The sequence below is a fragment of the Allobosea sp. P5_A5 genome, assembly GCF_056400625.1.
In genome coordinates, this window is sequence record NZ_JBFUKY010000006.1 from 66,342 (window position 1) to 85,007 (window position 18,666).

Consider the following 18,666-nt stretch of genomic DNA (forward strand, 5'->3'; position numbering starts at 1 on the left):
GAGGCTCGCCCCGGCCGATCTCGCGCAGTATCGCCTGTCGAAACGCTTATGTTAAATGAGAATAATCCTGTCGTGCATAACCGCAGCGTTATTGATGCAGGAAGCCGGTCGAGATCCACGGCACGGCCGCGACCACAAGCAGGCCGACGACCAGCGCGGCCATATAGCCCCAGATGTATTTCATACCCTCGTCCGGGTTGACCTTGGAGATGGCGCAGGCACCGTAATAGCCGACGCCGAAGGGCGGCGCGAAGAGCCCGATGCCCATCGCAAAGATCACCACCATCGCGTAGTGCACCTCATGGATGCCCACGGCCCGCGCGATCGGGAAGACGAGCGGGCCGAACAGCACCATGGCCGGAATGCCCTCCAGCACCGATCCGAGCACGATGAAGGCGACGATCGAGATGCCCAGGAAGCCCCATGTCCCGCCCGGAACCGCTGCCATCGCCGAGGCAAGGTCGCGCGAGAAGCCCGATTGCGTCAGCCCCCAGGCCATGGCGGTGGCAGTGCCGATGATGAAGATGATCGCACCGGTGAGCGACGCCGTTTCGATCAGCATGCGCGGCAGCCGGCGCCAGTCGAACTGGCGGTAGAGCAGCAGGCCCGCCAGCACAGCGTAGGCGATGCCGATGGTCGAGACTTCGGTGGCGGTCGCGACGCCTTCCACGACCGCGGCGCGGATGACGAAGGGCAGCGCGATAGCGGGCAGGGCGATCAGCGCCAGCCTTGCGATCACGCGCTTGTTTTCGCGCAGGATATGGCTGAGGTCCTCGTCCCGGTAGCGCCACCGGACGACGAAGCAGAGCGCGACGCCAAGCACGAGCGCCGGCAGCATGCCACCAGTAAACAGAGCGGCGATCGAGACACCGGTGACCGAGCCGATGGTGATCAGCACGATCGAGGGCGGGATCGTCTCGGTTTGCGCGCCGGTGGCCGAGAGCAGGGCGACAAGGTCGCCGGGCTTGGCGCCGCGCTTCTGCATTTCCGGGAAGAGCACGGGGGCGATCGCGGCCATGTCGGCGATCTTCGAGCCGGAGATGCCCGACACCAGATACATCGCGCCGATCAGCACATAGGAGAGCCCGCCCCGGACATGGCCGAGCAGCGAGGCGAGGAACTGGATCATGGCGCGGGCCATGCCGGTCATCTCGATCAGCGCGCCCAGGAAGATGAACAGCGGCACGGCGAGCAGGATGATGTGGCTCATGCCCTCGTCGAGCCGGCCGACCATCACCAGCATCGGGGTCGACGTGGTGCAGGCGAGATAGCCGAAGGTGGCAAGTGCGAAAGAAAAGGCGATCGGCACGCCGGAGAAGACGTTGAGCGCGACCACGCCGACGAAGAAAACGATCAGGTTGAGCTTGCCGAGCGGCTTCAGCGCTGGCCCCGCGATCCAGAACAGCGCAACCAGCGCGGCCGTGATCGCGGCGGCGAGCAGCACCGGCCGCCAGTCGCGAAACCGCGCGAGCCGGAAACACCCGGCCGCCAGCATCAGCACCATGCCCAGCGGTATGGCCCCGGCACGCCAGGCATTCGAAATGCCCAGAGCCGGCGTGACGATGAAATTCTCCTCCTCGGCATAGTCCACGGCATGGGGGATGATCATCAGCAGGAAGGCGATCGAGGCTGTCAGCGCCAGCGCCTCGAGAAGCGGACGCAGATGCTCCGGCACGCGCGAGATCAGCCCGGTCATCCGCATATGCTCGCCGCGCTGCAACGCCAGCACTGCGCCCAGCATCGAGAGCCACAGGAACAGGATCGAGGCCAGCTCGTCCGACCAGATCAGCGGCGTGTGGAAGACATAGCGCGCCATCACGCCGGCGCCCAGGATCACGATCTCAGCCAGGACAAGCACGGCCGCGACAGCTTCCACCAGCCGAGCCAGCACGCGCTCGATCGTCGCAGCAACGCGTCCCGCCGCCGTGGTCGGAGGAGCAAGCGGTGCGCTCAGGCTCGCGCCGTGAAGTTCCATCAGACGTTTCCCGGTTATCGTTTTGCAGCCTTATAGGCTGGCCCGGGCCTCGCAAGCCAGCCCGGCGATGCCCAGGGTGGGGCGCGCGCTTCATGCTCCACAACTTGCTGACGCCGGCTGGCAGGCGCTGCAGCTATCGGACAGACGGAGCGCCAGCTCGTCCGCCTGACGAGCGCGTGGCTTGCGTCTCAAACAACAAAGGCAGAATCTGACGCGATGCCAGCCCTTGCCGTTCTCAATCCCGCGCCCGCGCGGCCGGACATCACCCGCGCCGTCTGCCGGGGCGCCAGCCGCCATCTGCGGGAGCGTGGCTGTGGCATCGTCAAGGAAATGACCTTCGCCAATGGCCGGCGCGGCGATATCGTCGCGCTGCATCCGACCGGCGAATTATGGGTGGTCGAGGTCAAGTCCGGCGTGCTCGACTATCGCGTCGACGGCAAATGGCCGGATTATCGCGATTACTGCGACGGCTTTCTCTTCGCCGTCGCGCCGGAATTCCCGCAGGACATCCTGCCCGACGATGTCGGATTGATCGTCGCCGATGCCTATGGCGGAACCCTGCTGCGCGAACCGCCGCGCCATCCGCTCGCGCCGGCGCGCCGCAAGATGCTCACCATCGCGTTCGCCCGGTTGGCGGCTGCGCGTCTCGCCCAGATCGAGGATCCGGAGGCGCGCAGCTTCTAGAGATCTCAGCGCGGCGCGCGCTTGGCCAGGATGCGCTGCAAGGTGCGCCGATGCATCCCGAGGCGCCGCGCGGTCTCCGAGACGTTGCGGCTGCACAATTCATAGACGCGCTGGATATGTTCCCACCGCACCCGGTCGGCCGACATCGGGTTTTCCGGCGGCAGCGGGCGGGCGTCACGCTGTGCCGCCAAAGCGGCGTGAATTTCGTCGGCGTCGGCGGGTTTTGCCAGAAAATCGAAAGCGCCGAGCTTCACCGCGCTGACGGCGGTCGCGATGTTGCCGTAGCCGGTCAGCACGACGCCGCGCGCATCCGGCCGCTTTTCCTTGAGGCGGGCGATGACGTCGAGACCGTTGCCATCCCCGAGGCGCAGATCGATCACCGCGAAGGCCGGCGGTTGGTCCTCGACAGCCGCGAGCCCGGCCGCGACGCTATCGGCCATGCGCACGACATAGCCGCGGCCCTCCATGGCGCGACCGAGACGGGTCAGGAACGGCTTGTCGTCATCGACCAGCAGGAGGGACATGTCGGAATCGGGTCGTGTGGTTTCGATCTCGCTGGCGTGAGCCTGCATGGCCTTGTTCTCCTGACCGCTTCGTCCAAACGCGCTGCGGCGGCGCGGGTTGTGAGAGTGTCTTCGCCGGCGGGCTTCTGCACCCAAGCGAACCGATCTCAAATAAGATCGATCGCGGCGTTTTGGTAGCCTCCGCGTGTCGAAACCTCCGCCTGGAAGACCTCGCGCGGCCAGGCGATGCGGATCGAGGCGCCGCTTTCCGGCGCCGGCCGGTTCGAGAACTCGAGCGCCGCCCCGCCGCGTTCGAGCAGCGTCTTGGCGATGAAGAGGCCCAGCCCGAGCCCGCCGCCGGCCCGGTTCTCGGCCGAGCCGCGTGAGAGATAGGGCTCGCCCGCCCGCATCAGCACGTCGGGCGGGAAGCCCGGCCCATCATCGGCGATCGTCAGCAGGACATGGCTTGCCGTCCACTGCGCGGTGATCGCGACCGTCGAGCGCGCGAAATCGACGGCGTTGTCGACGATGTTGCCCAGGCCGTAGATCATGCCGGGATTGCGCCGGCAGACCGGCTCCGGCTTTTCGCCGGTCATGGTGATCTCGAACGGGACGCCGAACGGCCGCTGCGGCCCCGCCGCTTCCTCGATCAGCAAACGCAGCGTCAGTTGGTCGAGCGGCCCGCCATCCTCGTCCTGCAGGCTCGAAAGCTTGCCCAGGATGCCACGGCAGCGCTCGACCTGCTCGCGCAGCAGGGCGATGTCTTCGGCCATTTCGCCTTCGGGCGGGGCGAGCCGCGTCAATTCGCGCGCGACCAAAGCGATGGTGCCAAGCGGCGTGCCGAGCTCATGGGCGGCGGCGGCGGCGAGCCCATCCAGCTGCGAGAGATGCTGTTCGCGCGCGAGCACCAGCTCCGTTGCCGCCAGCGCGTCGGAGAGGTCGCGCGCCTCCTTGGCCACCCGCCAGGCATAGATGCCGGTGAAAGCGAGGCCAAGCACCAGCGCCGCCCAATTGCCGAATTGAAAGGCCGGGGGCAGCACCGGCCGGTCCGGCCCCGCCCAGGGCAAGGGCATGTGGAACAGGCTGAGCGCGGTCGCCAGCAGCGCCGCGAGCCCGCCGAGCAGCAGCGTGCGCGAGGGTGGCAAGGCGGTGGCCGAGATCAGCACCGGCGCCAGGAACAGGATCGCGAACGGGTTCTGAAGCCCTCCGGTCATGTAGAGGAGGGCCGCAAGCTGCACGATGTCGAAGGCCAGCAGCGCGGTGGCGGGCCGATCCTTGAGGCGGTGGCTCAGCGGAAAACGGATCCGCAGCGCGATGTTCAGCCAGGCCGATACGGCGATGACGAGGAAGCACCAGCCGAAGGGCAAGGTGAAGCCGAGCCCGAAATGCACGCCGGCCACCGCCGCGCTCTGGCCCGCGACGGCGAGCCAGCGCAGCCGGACCAGCGTATCAAGCCGCAAATGACGGTTGGAGCGGAGCAGCGCCGATTCCGCCAGGTCTTCCATGCTCATCGCGGAGTACCCGCATCGAGCGGAAGCGCTGCGGGTGCGAGACCCCCTTCGGCGTCGGTCGTCCACATCGAGGAAAATCTTAGCCTTTAGCCGGGTTGAATGAGAACAAAATCAACGTAAATTGGTTTGTTGCGATGCGGCATGCTATGCTGCGCCGCCAGAAGCTCTCGAGCATGTATGAGGCCCCCATGTCCTTCGCCTACCATGCCTATGAGGCCGTGCACATGATGATGAGCCCGATGCGCGGGCTCTCCGACGCCATGCAGCTCGCGTTCAAGAACCCGGCCAATCCCCTGACCTACACGCCGCTCGGTCGCACGATGGCGGCATCGTGCGAGCTGTTCGAGCGCATGACGCGCCGCTACGGCAAGCCGGCTTTCGGCCTGAACGAAACCACGATCAACGGGGTCAAGGTTGCGGTCGAGGAGCGGGTGGTCTGGGAGCGGCCTTTCGGCCGGGTCGTCTATTTCGACCGCAAGATCCCCGGCCGCCGCAAGCCGCAGCCCAAGATTCTGCTCGTCGCGCCGATGTCGGGCCATTACGCCACGCTGCTGCGCGGCACGGTCGAAGCCTTCCTGCCCGGCCATGAGGTCTACATCACCGACTGGATCGATGCCCGCCTCGTGCCGCTTTCGGCCGGCGGCTTCGATCTCGACGACTACATCGATTACGTCATCGACATGGTCCACACGCTCGGGCCCGACACCCATATCATGGCCGTCTGCCAGCCTTCGGTTCCCGTGCTTGCCGCCGTCGCGCGGATGGAGGCGGAGGGCGACGCCATCGCGCCGCGTTCGATGACCCTGATGGGCGGCCCGATCGATACCCGTCGCTCGCCCACCGCCGTCAACAAGCTCGCCATGGAGCGCGGCATCGACTGGTTCCGCCAGAATTGCATCACCACCGTGCCCTTCCCGCATATGGGCGCTTTCCGGCAGGTCTACCCGGGCTTCATGCAGCTTTCGGGCTTCATGGCGATGAACCTCGATCGGCACATGACCGCGCACTACGACATGTTCAAGCATCTGGTGACCGGCGATGGCGACTCCGCCGAAAAGCATCGCGATTTCTACGACGAATACCTTGCCGTCATGGACCTGACCGCCGAGTTCTACCTGCAGACCGTCGATGCCGTTTTCGTCAAGCATTCGCTGCCCAAGGGCGAGATGATGCATCGCGACAAGCCGGTCGATCTCACGGCCATCCGCCGCGTCGCGCTGATGACGGTCGAGGGCGAGAACGACGACATCTCCGGCGTCGGCCAGACGCAAGCCGCGCATGATCTCTGCGTCAACATCCCCGACGACAAGCGGGTGCATTACATGCAGCCGAAGGTCGGCCATTACGGCGTGTTCAACGGCTCGCGGTTTCGCTCCGAGATCCAGCCGCGCATCTCCGACTTCATGGTCAGCCTCGACATGGAAGCCGCCAAGGGACGTCGCGACGAGAGCGCCACCGAGCAGCGCAAGGCCTTGAAGGTGGTCGCCTGAGCGGCCACTTTCGCCGGGCGTACGAATCCCGCATGATCGCCCCGCATGCGCCTTTCCCTGTTCAAGCGCCAGCCGGACCCTGACCGCATCGATGTGGTCCATGCCGGCCAGCTTTACCCCGTTTCGGTGAAGCGTCGCGCCACCGCGCGGCGGATGACGCTGCGCGTGTCGCAGGCCACCGGCGAGATCACCCTGACCCTGCCCGAGCGCGTGGAATTCGCCGCCGGGCGGAGCTTCGCCGAAAACCATGGCGGCTGGATCGCCGCGCGCGTCGCCAAGCGTCCGGCCATGGTTCCCTTCGAGCCCGGCCAGCTGGTGCCGCTGCGCGGCGTGCCGCATCGCATCATGCATTGGTCGAAGGCACGCGGGCTGACGCAAGCGACGCAGGACCGCGACGGCGCGCCGATCATCGCGGTGGCGGGCGAGGCGGCTCATGTCTCCCGCCGCGTCACGGATTTCCTCAGGCGCCTGGCGCTGGAGGATCTGGAGCAGGCGGTGCGCCGCCACACCGGCGCCCTGGGCCTCCCGGCGCGCAAGATCACGATCCGCGACACCCGCAGCCGCTGGGGCTCCTGCTCCTCGCAGGGTCACCTCAACTTCTCCTGGCGGCTGATCCTCGCCCCGCCTCTGGTGCTCGACTACCTCGCCGCGCATGAGGTCGCGCATCTCAAGGAGATGAACCACTCTCACCGCTTCTGGGCGCTGACGCATAAGCTCTGCCCGCGCACCGACGAGGCGGAAGCTTGGCTCAAGCGCCACGGCGCCGGGCTTCATGGCTATGGTTGACGCTGTTTCTGATCAGATTTGTCGTCATTGCGAGCACAGCGAAGCAATCCAGGAAGACCGGGTCGAACGAGTCAGCCCAGTCTCCCTGGATTGCTTCGTCGCTTCGCTTCTCGCAACGACGGCGCGGATTGGCCTTTGCCCGCGCCCGTTAACCACTTTCTGAAGGCTACGACCGCACAGTGAAGGCCGATTCGTCTTCCCGAGTGTGAGTATGCCTATGGGTCAGGTCATTGCGTTCCGCCGCTTGCAACAGCCGGCCACGCCCCCGCAACCGGTGCTGGGCCTGATGTCGGCCGTCGATTTCGCCCTGCGCGATCTCGCCGAGATCATGCCTCACATCGCCCTGGAAACGGCGCGCGAACAGGCCGAGTCCTGCCGTGCCATGCTGGCCGACGCCTTCAACGCCGAGATCGAGGCCGAACTCGGCTGCTGACCCGCTTGGCCGCCGCTGCATGGCGGCCGCTCTCCCGCGCGGGTTGTGGCGCCGGCCGATTTGACCAAGCTCTCTCTCAAAGGTCATGGCCGATGGCCGGATAGGGAGAGAGACGCGGCATGTTCCTCAGCAACAGCGATATGGTCGACCTCGTCGATCTCAGGCACCGGCTTCACCGGCGCCCCGAGATTTCGGGAGAGGAGCGCGAGACCGCCGCGACCGTCGTCGCTTTCCTCGCGCCGACGACGCCCAACAAGATCGTTACGGGATTGGGCGGTCACGGCGTCGCCGCGATCTATGAGGGAACCGAGCCCGGTCCGACCGTGCTGATCCGCTGCGAACTCGACGCGCTGCCAATCGAGGAGATATCGACCAGCGATCATCGCTCCGAAATCCCCGGCAAGGGCCATCTTTGCGGCCATGACGGACACATGACCATCCTCGCCGGGCTCGCGCGCGGGCTTTCGCGCCATCCTCCGCAGCGCGGTCGTGCCATCCTGCTGTTCCAGCCGGCGGAGGAGACCGGCGCCGGCGCCGCTGCGGTCATTGCCGATCCGAAATTCCCCGAGATCGCGCCGGATTATGCCTTCTCCCTGCACAATCGCCCCGGTGTGCCGGTCGGCCATGCCCGCATCTCGGAAGGCGCGGCGAACTGCGCCTCGCGCGGCATCAAGATCGTGTTCACCGGCGAAACCTCGCATGCCTCGACGCCGCATCATGCGCGCTCGCCGGCGCCGGCCATCGCCCGGTTGATCCCGGAGCTGACCGCGCTCGGTCCGGGCGGCGAGATCGACGACGCCTTTCGCCTCGTCACCGTCACCCATGTCGAGATCGGCGAGCGCGCCTTCGGGATCACGCCCGGCCATGGCGAGCTCTGGGCGACCTTGCGCACGGTGAACGATGGCCGGATGGGCGCGCTCTGCGAGGCGACCGAGGCCCTGGCGCGCGAGGCTGCGGCGGAAAATCGACTCGATGTCGCGATGAGCTATCACGACATTTTCCATCACTGCGAAAACGATCCAGAGGCCGTGGCGATGCTGCGTAAGGCGATGGACGAGGAGAACGTCCCGCACGGGCCGGCCAAACCGGCGCGCGGCTCGGAGGATTTCGGTCTCTTTGGGCGGCAGGCGAAATCGGCGATGTTCCTGCTTGGCTCCGGCGACACCGCGCATCTTCACAATCCGGATTATGATTTTCCCGACGATGCGATCGGTCCCGGTGCACGCGTCCTGATGCGCGCCTTGCGCAATCTCCTCGGCCAAGCCGAGCGGAGCTGACGACGATGACCAACTGGACGAAGGCTGCAGCCGGTGCCGACGCGATCGTCGCGGGCTGGGAGGCGCAGGCAGGCCCGGGCGGCGCCATCGTGCTGTTCGACCGCGACGGGATCAGGGGGGCGTTCGCCGGGGGGCTTGCCAGCCTCGAGCATGGCTTGCCGTTTACGCCTGCGACCCCGAACCGTTTTGCCTCGATCAGCAAGCACGTCCTGGCCGTCGCGCTATTGCAGGCGGGGATCCCGCTCGACCAGCCTCTCGGCCATTGGCTCTCCGAACTGCCGCCCCCGCTCGCGGCGGTGCCGCTTGGCAGGGCGCTCGACATGACCGGCGGCCTGCCGGACATGATGGAGGCGCTCTGGCAGCAGGGCGTGCCCTTCACCGCGACCTTGAGCGCAGACGAAATCTTTGCGCTCGCCTGCCGCTTTCCCACGCTCAGTGCCGAGCCCGGCACGGAAATGGCCTATTCGAACACCGGCTGGCGCCTTGCCCAGCGCGTGCTGGAGCAGGTTTCCGGGCGGTCCTATGCCGGGATCGTCGCGGAACTCGGTGATGCCTCGGAAGCGGGCATTCGTTTGCCCTATGATGGGAGCGAGATCGTGCCCGGCCTCGCGACCGGCTATTGGCGCGAGGGTGAGAGCTGGCGGCGTGGCCATTACGGCCTGCATTTCTCGGCGTCGGGCGGCATTGTCGGCTCGGCCCAGGATCTCGCGAACTGGGCTTCGGCCTTGCTGGCCGGTCGCGGGCCGCTCGCCGGCATGCTTGAGCGCCTGACCGCGCCGCGCCGCTTCACCGATGGCAGCGAGAGCGTCTATCGCCTCGGGCTCGTCCGCAACCGCCTCGGCAGCGTCGATCTCGTCGGGCATGGCGGCTCGCTGCCGGGCTATCGCAATCATTTTTTGATGGCGCCGGCGCTCGGTGTCGGCGTGGTCGTGCTGACGAACCGCGAGGAAGAGGCACTGTGGCACGCCATGACGGTCATGGCCGCGCTCGTGGGCGAGGATTTGCCGAAGCCGGTCACGATCATGCCGGGACTTTTCGCCAGCGACCAAGGGCCGTTCTGGGCCGAGCTCGCCGCGGATTCGATCAGCTACATGGGTGGTTTCGAGCGCCTGATCGCGGATGGGCCGGACAGCCTTCGCAGCTTGCCGGCCTATCTCGATATCCGTCTACAGCGGCAGGATGACGAAGTCCTGACCGGCACCATCGGTGGGGCCAACCGCCATCTGCGTCGCGTGCCGACCGACACGCCGCTCGATCCCCGCCTCGTCGGCCGCTGGGGCGATGCGAATTTCGGGACCGAGATCGACATCCGCGAGGACGCCACCGCGTTGATGCCCTGGCCCGCCGGCGGTCGCGTGACGCAGCTGACGCCGCTGGCGAACGGGCGCGCACTGGCCGCTTTGCAGCACGGCCCCTGGGCCTACCGCCCCTGCTTCTGGCTCGAAGGCGAAACCCTGCACCTCGACGGTCACCGGGCGCGCCTCCTGCGGATGAAGCGCGTCTGAGTTTTTGAGCCTCGCGCGGTCCCCGGCACGAACTCCAGCGTCACGCGCCAGACCAGGTCGCGGCCCTCGCCGGGCGCGAGCGTCAGCAGGCCGGGCTTCTGGGCAAACTCTCCCTGCCAGCCGGTATCGCTCGCCATGCCGAACCACGGTTCGATGCAGAGGAAGGGTGCGCCTGATGGTTTCGACCAGATCCCGAGGTCCTTGTAACCCTCCCAGGCCACCGTCAGCGCCCTGATGTCCTCCCCACGCTCGTCGCGGGCGCTGAAACGGACCGAGCTGTTGGTAACATCGGGAATGACGATCGCATCGTCCGCAAAAAGCGCCTCAGTCAGCGCCAGCGTCTCACCCGTAAACGGCAGCGGGATTTCGGCGCCGAGCAGGCCGTCCGCGACGCTGCGGCCCGGCCCGGGCTCCGAATGCGGGAAGACAAGAGCATGATCGGTTTTCCGTGACGCCTCGGCCAATGGCCAGAGGAAGGCGGGATGAGCGCCGACGCCGCAGATGAGCGGAACCTCGCCCGGATTTTCGACGCGGGTGATCACCGTCAGCGTCGCGCCTTCGATTTCGTAGGTCATCCGCAGCAGGAAGCGGAAGGGAAAGACCGCGAGCGTGGCGTCGCTTTCCCGTAATTCCAGAACGGCGCGATGAGGGCTCCGCTCCACCCAGTCGAACAGGCTGTCGCGGGCGAAGCCATGCTGCGTCAGCCGGTAGCGTTGCCCTTCATGGATCAGCGTATCGTCCGTCAGCCGCCCCACGATCGGAAACAGCACCGGCGCATGGCGCGGCCATGCCGGTCCGCCATGCCACAGCGCCGGCCCCTCCGCATTCGACAGGGCGACGAGTTCGCCCCCCTGCGCGCGGACCGTCGCGCTGAGCTGTTCCGAGGCGATCTCGTGGGTGTCGCTCATCATCGGCTCCATCTCTCCCGGTATTCCGTCGAACCCGTTTCTGGATAGAGCAAGCTGGCCGCAGCCTGAAGTCTTGTTCGGGAAAGCGGGCACTGCGCTGCGCGTCTGCGCCGCCTGATAGTGCCGACTGAAGGGGTCGCGTCCAGATGCTTCTCTCCGCGGTCATGATCTCGTCACGCGCTTGGGCGACAAGAAGGAATTACCTTCGAATCGTTCCATTTATATAATAAAAACAATGACTTGCCGGTGCGTGGGTGGATCGTTATGTCTCCCTCGCTCAGACGAATCGACGAAGGAGACACCGGAATGGGTGGGGTCACCGAGGCCGATGTCGCGGCTGCGATCGGCCGTATCGACGAGATCATCATTCGCGAAGTGGTGCGCACGCAGGCGAGCCGCGGTGAGATCCGCAGAGCGCTCGAACTGGTCCGCGCGCCGAGGGACCTGAACGCGACGACGGCGTTGCCGCCGCGCATGCAGCGCCTGGTCGATCTGCTCTCCGTCGCGGAGCCGGAACCGGTCGGTCCGCGCCAGCCGCGGCGCGCCGGACGTACGCCCGACGGCATCCGGCAAAGGCGCCTCGCCGGCTGATCTCGCTTTTGGGCGCCGCGCCGTGATAGGTCGTCGGCGCATGCGGCACATCCTGATCATCGGCATCGGCGCCGGCAATCCCGAGCATATGACGGTCGAGGCGATCGCGGCGTTGAACCGCGTCGACGTCTTCTTCATCCCCGACAAGGGCGCGGAGAAAGCGGCGCTGCGGGACCTGCGCGAAGCGATCTGCAATCGCTTCATCACGGAACGGGACTATCGCAGCGTCGTGGTGCCCATCCCGCAGCGCGCTGCGGCGGGCCAGGATTATCGCGGCGCCGTCGATGACTGGCACGGGCGCATCGCGGCAGCCTATCGTGAGCTGTTCGAGGCCGAGCTTGCCGAAGGCGAGATCGGCGCCCTCCTGGTCTGGGGCGACCCGGCGCTCTACGACAGCACCATCCGGGTCATGGAGCTGGTCGCCGCAGCCGGGCTTGCGATCGACTGGCAGGTCTATCCCGGCATCAGCAGCGTGCAGGTGCTGGCGGCGCGCCACCGCCTTCCGCTCAACGCGATCGGCGGGGCGATCCTCGTCACCACCGGACGCAGGCTGGCGGAGGGCTTCCCTGCCGATCAGGACAGCGTGGTCGTCATGCTCGACGGGGAGCAGGCCTTCGACAAGATCGCAGCTTCCGGCCTCGACATCTTCTGGGGCGCCTATCTCGGCACACCCGACGAGATCCTGATCAGCGGGCCGCTCGCCGAAGTCGCGGCGCGGATCGTGCGAGTCAGGGCGGAGGCTCGCTCCCGGCATGGCTGGATCATGGACACCTATCTGCTGCGTCGCAGCGCTGCCGCTTGACGCAGGCGCCCTCATCCGCCATCGCTCCCGCGATTTTGTGCAGCCGCCGGAGCCGTCTGATGTCCCACGCCGATCTTGCCGCCACCATCGACGCCGCCTGGGAAAACAGGGCCGAAATCGGCATCAACACGAAGGGCGCGGTGCGCGAAGCGGTCGAGCGGTCGATCGAAATGCTCGATGCTGGCGACGCCCGCGTCGCCGAGAAGCAGGGCGCCGAGTGGGTCGTGCATCAATGGCTGAAGAAGGCGGTCCTGCTCTCCTTCCGCCTCACCGACAATGTCATCATGGCGAATGGACCCGGCGAGGGCGTGTTCTGGGACAAGGTGCCTTCGAAGTTCGAGGGCTGGGGCGAGAACCGCTTTCGCGCCGCCGGCATCCGCGTGGTGCCGCCGGCCGCCGCTCGACGCGGCTCGTTCCTGGCGCCCAACGTCGTGTTGATGCCGTCCTTCGTCAACATCGGCGCCTATGTCGACAGCGGCACCATGGTCGATGCCTGGGCGACCGTCGGTTCCTGCGCGCAGATCGGCAAGAATGTGCATCTGTCGGGCGGCGTCGGCATCGGTGGCGTGCTCGAGCCGCTGCAGGCCAACCCGACCATCATCGAGGATAATTGCTTCATCGGCGCCCGCTCCGAGGTCGTCGAAGGCGTGATCGTCGGCGAGGGCTCGGTCCTGTCCATGGGCGTCTTCATCTCGGCCTCGACCAAGATCGTCGATCGCGCGACCGGCGCCATCCATATCGGCAAGGTGCCGCCCTATTCGGTGGTGGTGCCGGGCTCCTTGCCCGGCAAGCCGTTCCCGGACGGCACGCCCGGGCCCTCGCTGTCCTGCGCCGTCATCGTCAAGACGGTCGACGCACAGACACGGTCGAAGACCGGAATCAACGAACTGCTGCGCGATTAAAATAGCGGCCTCGAACCGTCATGCTCGGGCTTGACCCGAGCATCTCGGAAACCAGTGTCCTCTTGTCATGAGATTCCCGGGTCCGCGCTAAACGCGGCACGAGAATGACGCCTCGGGTCGTGCCTTACCCCACTGGCGAAGACGAGCCGCTGCCCTGCGGATAGGGCGCCGGCGAAGCCTCTGCCGGAGAGGCATCGGCAGCCGAGGGGAGCGAACCATGCGCGTCGGCCAGCGTATCGCGCAGCTTCTGCTCCTGTGTGAGATCGAGCGACGTCTTGAGCACAGTGCCACCGGTCCCGCGCAGCGCCTCCATCACCTTGTCGGCGGTCATCTTGTTGACCAGAACGAACAGCGCCGCGTTGCCGGGCTGCAGGTTTCCGGCGAGTTCCTTCATGAAGTCGTCGTTGACACCGTAATCGGTCAACGCGCCGCCGAGTGCGCCGGACGCCGCCCCCAGCGCCGCGCCGAACACCGGCATCAGGAAGATGGCGCCGATCAAGAGCCCCCAGAACGAGCCGGAGGCGGCGCCCAGCGCCGTGGTGTTCAGCAGCTGGTTGAGTTTGACCTTGCCGCCTTCATGCATGACCGCGATGGCGGCATCGCCGATCTCGATCAGATATTCCTTCTGCAGCCCGATGATCTTTTGCCGCATCTCCTCCGCGCGAGCCTCGGTCGGATAGACGATGACGATGAGATCGGACATGGCGGCTCTCCTACAGGGCGCGGCAAAGCCTGCCTCGCGCAGATGACAGGCCGATAAAAACGCGCCTGCCGCGCCACCGGTTCCGCCGCTCCGTCCTCGCTGGTCAGTCCCCGCCGACGGCGTGCGCGGCCTCTGTCACGCGGCCGCGCAGGGGCAGCTCCTTCATCATCGCCAGGAAGAACAGCGCCAGCGCGAAGCCGAGCGTCGAGGCGCCGAAGACGTAGCGGAACAGCGTCACCATCGTGTCGCGGTCGACCGTGCCGAGCTTGAGCGCTTCCGGCGAGAGCATGGCGCCGCCGCCGACGCCGCCGAGCACGATCGCGCCGAAGGCGGCGACGATCAGCGCGCCACCGATCTGGCGGAAGAAGTTGGCGACGGCCGTCGCCGTGCCGAGCTGATGCGAGCTAACGGCGTTCTGGATCGAGACGGTCGCCACTGGCAGCAGCGTGCCCAGCCCGAGACTGACGATGGCGAGCAGCACGCAGAACGGAATGAGCGGGATCTGGCCGGAAAAGAACGACAGCACGGCGGCCCCGCACAGCGCGACGAACAAGCCCGCCATCGGCACCCGCTTGTAGTGCTTCAAACGCGTCAGCGCCCGGCCGGAGCTTGTCGCGCCGAGCACCGTGCCGCAGGTCAGCGGCAGCAGGCCGAGGCCGGAACTGGTGGCGCTGAGCCCCATCACGGTCTCGAAATAAAGCGGCAGGTAGATCGTCAAACCGATGAACGTGCCCATGCCGAAGCCGGCCGCTACAGTGCCCATACGGACGACGGGATTGCCGAGGACCTCAAGCGGTATCAGCGGCTCTGCCGCTGTCTTGAGCCTGAGCGCGAACAATCCCCAAAGGACCAGCGTCGCGGCGAGCAGCGAGCCGATCTCCCAGGAGCGCCAGGGATAGGTCGTTCCGCCCCACGACAACGCCAGCAGCAGCGACGTCGTACCGGCCGTCATCAGCACGGCACCGAGAACGTCGAGCTTGTGGGGACGCTCATGGCGCGGCAGCCGCTTCAGCGCGCCATTGGCCATCCAATAGGCGAACAGACCAAGCGGAACGTTGATCCAGAAGATCGCCGACCAATGCAGCTTCTCGGCCATCACGCCGCCCAGCACCGGGCCCAGCAGCGAGGAGGACATGAACACGCTGGCGAAATAGACTTGGTAGCGCCCGCGTTCCTTCGGCGGCACCATATCCGCCACGATCGTCTGCGCCAATGCGATCAGGCCACCGCCGCCCATCCCTTGGACGAAGCGCGCGACCACCAAAATCCACAGGCTCGGGGCCAGCGCGCAGGCGATCGAACCGATCACGAAAACCACGATGCCCGACAGCATCACGACACGCCGGCCATGAATATCGGCAAGCTTGCCGTAGAGCGGCGTCACCGCGGTCGAGGCGAGCAGATAGGCGGTCACCACCCAAGGCAGATGCGTGACGTCGCCGAGCTCGCGCCCGATCGTCGGCATCGCGGTCGCCACGATGGTCTGGTCGAGCGCGGCAAGGAACATCGCCGTCATCACGCCGATGATGATCGAGCGAATATCGGCATGCGTCAGAGGCGCGGATGGCGTCGTTGGTTCGACCCGCTGATCCATGAAGTCGGCAACCTAATCTGCGTGGGGAGAATGTTGCATCAGTAACGAAGCGGTTTGCCATGCGCCATACGCGTGGCGTCGGAGCCGCTCTGCGATGGATACGGGTCGGGGCGCGATTCGGTTCCGGCGAACACGAAACCGTGTCGCTTCCACAGTTGCGCTGATGGCGCGGGCGCCCGATGCTGACCGCAGGGATGCACGCGGCCGCCAGAGCCGCGCGGAAACGACGGGGGATCGACAATGACGGGATTCAGTACCTGGCTGCGTATGGCAGCTTTCGCGGCCATCGCTTTGAGTGCGGGGTTCGCCCAGGCCGCCGATTACCCCGCGCCGAAGCGTGGCGTCTGGACCGTGAAGGATTTTCGCTTCCACGACGGCGCGACCCTGCCGGAGCTGAAATTGGGTTACGCCACCATCGGCGATCCCAAGGGCGAGCCGGTCGTCATTCTTCACGGCACGGCGGGCTCGGCCCAGAGCATGCTGAGCCCGATCTTCGCCGGCGAACTCTTCGGCCCCGGCCAGGCGCTCGACGCGGCGAAATACTACGTCATCATTCCCGATGCGCTCGGCGCGGGTGAATCGTCCAAGCCCTCGGACGGGCTCAAGGCGAAATTCCCGCGTTACGACTATGTCGACATGGTCACGGCCCAGTACCGGCTGGTCAAGGAGGGGCTGGGCGTGAAGCATGTCCGGCTCGTGCTGGGTAATTCCATGGGCGGCATGCATGTCTGGATGTGGGGCGAGCAATATCCCGACTACATGGACGCGCTGGTGCCAATGGCGTCGCAGCCAACCGAAATGTCGAGCCGCAACTGGATGATGCGGCGGATGGTGATCGACGCCGTGCGCACCGATCCGGCCTGGAAGAATGGCGACTACACCGAGCAGCCCCCGGCCCTGCGCGTCGCCAACGTCTTCTTCGGCATCGCTACCAGCGGCGGCAGCATGGCCTATCAGAAGATGGCGCCGACGCGCGAGGCCGCCGACAAGCTGCTCGACGAGCGGCTGGCAGCCCAATTCAGCAACGATGCCAACGACTTCATGTACCAGTGGGACGCCTCGCGCGATTACAACGCCGCGCCGGGGCTGGAGAAGATCAAGGCGCCCGTGCTGGCGATCAACTCCGCCGACGACGAGCGCAACCCGCCCGAGACCGGGACCATGGAGCGCGAGCTGAAGCGCCTGCCGAACGCCAAGCTTGTTCTGATTCCGGCGAGCACCGAGACTCGCGGGCACGGCACCACCGGGCTGGCGCGCTTCTGGGCGAAGGACCTCGCCGCGTGGCTTCCCGGCCTGCCCAAGCGCGGCGCCGAATGAGGCGCTCCGCCGATGCCGCTGATGGACGCTCGCAATGCGCAACTCGTCCTGATCGACATTCAGGAGCGGTTGATGCCGGCGATCGACCGCAGCGAGCGCGTCGTCGCCCACGCGTTAAAGCTCGTCGAGGTTGCCAGGCTGCTGGGCGTGCCGATCGTTGCAACCGAGCAGAGTCCGGGCAAGCTCGGCCGCACACTGGCGGGCATCGGTGATGTCGGTCGGGCGCTTCCCAAGACGAGCTTCGACGCTTGTGCCGAGCCGACTTTCCTCGAGGCCGTGTTGGGGGACCGAGAGCTGGTCGTCGCTGGCTGCGAGGCGCATGTCTGCGTCCTCCAGACGGTTCTGACGTTGCTGGCGCATCGCCGTCGGGTCGTGGTGGTGCAGGACGCCGTCGGCTCGCGGGCCGCCGAATCGCGCGAGGCGGCGCTGTCGCGCATGGCGGCTCACGGCGCCGAGATCGTGACGACCGAAATGGTGCTGTTCGAATGGCTGCGGACGGCAGACCACCCGAGGTTCAAGGCGATGTCGACGCTGATCCGCTGAGCTTTTCGTCATTGCGAGCGCAGCGAAGCAATCCAGAGGGACCGGGTCGAACGGATCACCCAGTCTTTCTGGATTGCTTCGCCGTTCCACTCCTCGCAATGACGTCCTGACTTTCATCGGGCGTTTTGACCGAGGCGCTCCGGCCTAAAGCGGCTTTTTGATCGCCTTGGCGATGACGCCGACAATGCCCTCGCGGAAGAGCAGCACGCAGGCGACGAAGATCACGCCCTGCACCACCAGCACCCAGGACCCGAGGCTGGCGAGGTAGTTCTGCATCGCGACGATCACGGCGGCGCCGACGATCGGCCCGAACACGGTGCCCAAGCCCCCGACCAGCGTCATCAGCACGACCTCGCCCGACATGGTCCAGTAGACATCGGTCAGCGACGCCAGCTGGAACACGATCGCCTTGGTCGCGCCCGCCAGCCCGGCGAAGGTCGCCGAGAGCACGAACACCATCAGCTTGTAGCGGTTGGCGCGATAGCCGAGCGAGATCGCGCGGGGCTCGTTATCGCGGATCGCCTTGCAGATCTGGCCGAAGGGCGAGTGGATGATGCGATAGATCATCAACACGCCGCCGAGGAAGATCGCCGCCACCAGCCAGTACAGCGCCCGGTCGTCGGCGAGGCTGACGAGCCCGAGGAACTTGCCGCGCGGCACCGCCTGGATGCCGTCCTCGCCGCCGGTGAAGCGCGGCGTCTGCAGCGAAAAGAAATACGCCATCTGCGCCAGCGCCAGCGTGATCATGGCGAAATAGATGCCCTGCCGGCGGATGGCGAGCGCTCCGAACACCAGCCCGAGAACGCCGGCGACGCCTGTGCCGAGCAGGATCGCGAGCTCGGGCGTCAGTCCCCAGCTCTTGGCGGTATAGGCGCTGACATAGCTCGCCATGCCGAAATAGGCAGCGTGCCCGAAGGAAAGCAGGCCGCCATAGCCGAGCAGCAGGTTGAAGGCGACGGCGAAGAGCGCGAAGCACAAAACCTTCATCACAAAGACGGGGTAGGCCACGAAGGGCGCGATGACGAGTAGCACCGCCAGCGCGATGAACAGGTTGCGGTGCAGCTTCACGGTGCCGTCGTCGGCCTCCGTGAGAGCAAGCGCACCGGCAGGCGTGGAGGTCGTGGCGAGGTCGGTCATGGCTT

At 66.5% G+C, this 18,666-nt stretch carries 18 protein-coding genes; 11 read left to right on the forward strand and 7 right to left on the reverse strand.

The annotated features are described in order from the left end of the window. Nucleotides 1-88 precede the first annotated feature (88 nt). Nucleotides 89-1,975, reverse strand: coding sequence for a TRAP transporter large permease (locus AC1DR6_RS13560; RefSeq protein WP_476829766.1), 1,887 nt, complete (start codon nucleotides 1,973-1,975; stop codon nucleotides 89-91). Between the two features lie 216 nt (nucleotides 1,976-2,191). Here AC1DR6_RS13560 and AC1DR6_RS13565 point away from each other — a divergent pair, with 216 nt between their 5' ends. After that, nucleotides 2,192-2,659, forward strand: a complete 468-nt coding sequence (locus tag AC1DR6_RS13565) for an MmcB family DNA repair protein (RefSeq protein WP_476829767.1) — start codon at nucleotides 2,192-2,194, stop codon at nucleotides 2,657-2,659. 5 nt (nucleotides 2,660-2,664) lie between these two features. Here AC1DR6_RS13565 and AC1DR6_RS13570 read toward each other — a convergent pair whose 3' ends face one another. Both AC1DR6_RS13570 and AC1DR6_RS13575 read right to left on the reverse strand, forming a co-directional pair. Then, nucleotides 2,665-3,231: an ActR/PrrA/RegA family redox response regulator transcription factor gene (locus AC1DR6_RS13570; protein ID WP_476829768.1), complete on the reverse strand. Its 567-nt coding sequence runs from the start codon at nucleotides 3,229-3,231 to the stop codon at nucleotides 2,665-2,667. A 98-nt stretch (nucleotides 3,232-3,329) separates the two neighbouring features. Further along, entirely contained in the window at nucleotides 3,330-4,667 is a 1,338-nt protein-coding gene (locus AC1DR6_RS13575; protein ID WP_476829967.1) for an ActS/PrrB/RegB family redox-sensitive histidine kinase, read from the reverse strand. Nucleotides 4,668-4,861: 194 nt separating this feature from the next. Here AC1DR6_RS13575 and AC1DR6_RS13580 point away from each other — a divergent pair, with 194 nt between their 5' ends. From AC1DR6_RS13580 to AC1DR6_RS13600, 5 genes are all read left to right on the forward strand, one after another. Beyond that, nucleotides 4,862-6,163, forward strand: a complete 1,302-nt coding sequence (locus AC1DR6_RS13580) for a polyhydroxyalkanoate depolymerase (protein WP_476829769.1) — start codon at nucleotides 4,862-4,864, stop codon at nucleotides 6,161-6,163. A gap of 45 nt (nucleotides 6,164-6,208) precedes the next feature. Then, complete coding sequence (locus AC1DR6_RS13585) at nucleotides 6,209-6,949, forward strand: M48 family metallopeptidase (protein WP_476829770.1); 741 nt, start codon at nucleotides 6,209-6,211, stop codon at nucleotides 6,947-6,949. Between the two features lie 211 nt (nucleotides 6,950-7,160). Beyond that, complete coding sequence (locus AC1DR6_RS13590) at nucleotides 7,161-7,382, forward strand: hypothetical protein (protein ID WP_476829771.1); 222 nt, start codon at nucleotides 7,161-7,163, stop codon at nucleotides 7,380-7,382. 119 nt (nucleotides 7,383-7,501) lie between these two features. After that, nucleotides 7,502-8,659 carry an amidohydrolase gene (locus AC1DR6_RS13595; RefSeq protein WP_476829772.1) on the forward strand — a complete coding sequence of 386 codons (1,158 nt, stop codon included), beginning with the start codon at nucleotides 7,502-7,504 and terminating at the stop codon, nucleotides 8,657-8,659. 5 nt (nucleotides 8,660-8,664) lie between these two features. Beyond that, complete coding sequence (locus AC1DR6_RS13600) at nucleotides 8,665-10,164, forward strand: serine hydrolase domain-containing protein (RefSeq protein WP_476829773.1); 1,500 nt, start codon at nucleotides 8,665-8,667, stop codon at nucleotides 10,162-10,164. On the opposite strand, the gene AC1DR6_RS13605 is transcribed toward AC1DR6_RS13600, so the two are convergent. Then, nucleotides 10,128-11,072 (reverse strand): aldose 1-epimerase family protein, encoded by a 945-nt coding sequence (locus tag AC1DR6_RS13605; protein WP_476829774.1) that lies wholly within the window; start codon nucleotides 11,070-11,072, stop codon nucleotides 10,128-10,130. The two genes, AC1DR6_RS13600 and AC1DR6_RS13605, sit on opposite strands and share 37 nt — an antisense overlap. A gap of 306 nt (nucleotides 11,073-11,378) precedes the next feature. On the opposite strand from AC1DR6_RS13605, the gene AC1DR6_RS13610 reads away from it, so the two are divergent. From AC1DR6_RS13610 to dapD, 3 genes are read left to right on the forward strand one after another with little or no spacing between them, the layout of a single operon-like run. Beyond that, complete coding sequence (locus AC1DR6_RS13610) at nucleotides 11,379-11,663, forward strand: hypothetical protein (protein ID WP_476829775.1); 285 nt, start codon at nucleotides 11,379-11,381, stop codon at nucleotides 11,661-11,663. Nucleotides 11,664-11,703: 40 nt separating this feature from the next. Next, nucleotides 11,704-12,465, forward strand: a complete 762-nt coding sequence (gene cobF, locus AC1DR6_RS13615; RefSeq protein ID WP_476829776.1) for a precorrin-6A synthase (deacetylating) — start codon at nucleotides 11,704-11,706, stop codon at nucleotides 12,463-12,465. A 59-nt stretch (nucleotides 12,466-12,524) separates the two neighbouring features. Continuing rightward, entirely contained in the window at nucleotides 12,525-13,367 is an 843-nt protein-coding gene (gene dapD / locus AC1DR6_RS13620; RefSeq protein ID WP_476829777.1) for a 2,3,4,5-tetrahydropyridine-2,6-dicarboxylate N-succinyltransferase, read from the forward strand. Nucleotides 13,368-13,491: 124 nt separating this feature from the next. Here dapD and AC1DR6_RS13625 read toward each other — a convergent pair whose 3' ends face one another. Continuing rightward, entirely contained in the window at nucleotides 13,492-14,070 is a 579-nt protein-coding gene (locus AC1DR6_RS13625) for a DUF1269 domain-containing protein (protein WP_476829778.1), read from the reverse strand. A gap of 103 nt (nucleotides 14,071-14,173) precedes the next feature. Next, nucleotides 14,174-15,664 (reverse strand): MDR family MFS transporter, encoded by a 1,491-nt coding sequence (locus AC1DR6_RS13630; RefSeq protein ID WP_476829779.1) that lies wholly within the window; start codon nucleotides 15,662-15,664, stop codon nucleotides 14,174-14,176. 240 nt (nucleotides 15,665-15,904) lie between these two features. Here AC1DR6_RS13630 and AC1DR6_RS13635 point away from each other — a divergent pair, with 240 nt between their 5' ends. Together AC1DR6_RS13635 and AC1DR6_RS13640 are read left to right on the forward strand one after the other, a co-directional pair. Beyond that, on the forward strand, nucleotides 15,905-16,981 hold the full coding sequence (locus AC1DR6_RS13635; RefSeq protein WP_476829780.1) for an alpha/beta fold hydrolase: 1,077 nt from the start codon (nucleotides 15,905-15,907) through the stop codon (nucleotides 16,979-16,981). 21 nt (nucleotides 16,982-17,002) lie between these two features. Beyond that, nucleotides 17,003-17,524, forward strand: coding sequence for an isochorismatase family protein (locus tag AC1DR6_RS13640; RefSeq protein WP_476829781.1), 522 nt, complete (start codon nucleotides 17,003-17,005; stop codon nucleotides 17,522-17,524). Nucleotides 17,525-17,668: 144 nt separating this feature from the next. Here the strand turns inward: AC1DR6_RS13640 and AC1DR6_RS13645 are convergent, their stop codons facing one another. Beyond that, nucleotides 17,669-18,661: a branched-chain amino acid ABC transporter permease gene (locus AC1DR6_RS13645; protein ID WP_476829782.1), complete on the reverse strand. Its 993-nt coding sequence runs from the start codon at nucleotides 18,659-18,661 to the stop codon at nucleotides 17,669-17,671. Nucleotides 18,662-18,666: the final 5 nt, after the last annotated feature.

Excerpts from the sequence above, each read along its gene's own strand:
- AC1DR6_RS13560 (WP_476829766.1), bottom strand. The coding sequence starts at position 1,975 with ATGGAACTTCACGGCGCGAGCCTGAGCGCACCGCTTGCTCCTCCGACC.
- AC1DR6_RS13565 (WP_476829767.1), top strand. The coding sequence starts at position 2,192 with ATGCCAGCCCTTGCCGTTCTCAATCCCGCGCCCGCGCGGCCGGACATC.
- AC1DR6_RS13570 (WP_476829768.1), bottom strand. The coding sequence starts at position 3,231 with ATGCAGGCTCACGCCAGCGAGATCGAAACCACACGACCCGATTCCGAC.
- AC1DR6_RS13575 (WP_476829967.1), bottom strand. The coding sequence starts at position 4,667 with ATGGAAGACCTGGCGGAATCGGCGCTGCTCCGCTCCAACCGTCATTTG.
- AC1DR6_RS13580 (WP_476829769.1), top strand. The coding sequence starts at position 4,862 with ATGTCCTTCGCCTACCATGCCTATGAGGCCGTGCACATGATGATGAGC.
- AC1DR6_RS13585 (WP_476829770.1), top strand. The coding sequence starts at position 6,209 with ATGCGCCTTTCCCTGTTCAAGCGCCAGCCGGACCCTGACCGCATCGAT.
- AC1DR6_RS13590 (WP_476829771.1), top strand. The coding sequence starts at position 7,161 with ATGCCTATGGGTCAGGTCATTGCGTTCCGCCGCTTGCAACAGCCGGCC.
- AC1DR6_RS13595 (WP_476829772.1), top strand. The coding sequence starts at position 7,502 with ATGTTCCTCAGCAACAGCGATATGGTCGACCTCGTCGATCTCAGGCAC.
- AC1DR6_RS13600 (WP_476829773.1), top strand. The coding sequence starts at position 8,665 with ATGACCAACTGGACGAAGGCTGCAGCCGGTGCCGACGCGATCGTCGCG.
- AC1DR6_RS13605 (WP_476829774.1), bottom strand. The coding sequence starts at position 11,072 with ATGAGCGACACCCACGAGATCGCCTCGGAACAGCTCAGCGCGACGGTC.
- AC1DR6_RS13610 (WP_476829775.1), top strand. The coding sequence starts at position 11,379 with ATGGGTGGGGTCACCGAGGCCGATGTCGCGGCTGCGATCGGCCGTATC.
- cobF (WP_476829776.1), top strand. The coding sequence starts at position 11,704 with ATGCGGCACATCCTGATCATCGGCATCGGCGCCGGCAATCCCGAGCAT.
- dapD (WP_476829777.1), top strand. The coding sequence starts at position 12,525 with ATGTCCCACGCCGATCTTGCCGCCACCATCGACGCCGCCTGGGAAAAC.
- AC1DR6_RS13625 (WP_476829778.1), bottom strand. The coding sequence starts at position 14,070 with ATGTCCGATCTCATCGTCATCGTCTATCCGACCGAGGCTCGCGCGGAG.
- AC1DR6_RS13630 (WP_476829779.1), bottom strand. The coding sequence starts at position 15,664 with ATGGATCAGCGGGTCGAACCAACGACGCCATCCGCGCCTCTGACGCAT.
- AC1DR6_RS13635 (WP_476829780.1), top strand. The coding sequence starts at position 15,905 with ATGACGGGATTCAGTACCTGGCTGCGTATGGCAGCTTTCGCGGCCATC.
- AC1DR6_RS13640 (WP_476829781.1), top strand. The coding sequence starts at position 17,003 with ATGGACGCTCGCAATGCGCAACTCGTCCTGATCGACATTCAGGAGCGG.
- AC1DR6_RS13645 (WP_476829782.1), bottom strand. The coding sequence starts at position 18,661 with ATGACCGACCTCGCCACGACCTCCACGCCTGCCGGTGCGCTTGCTCTC.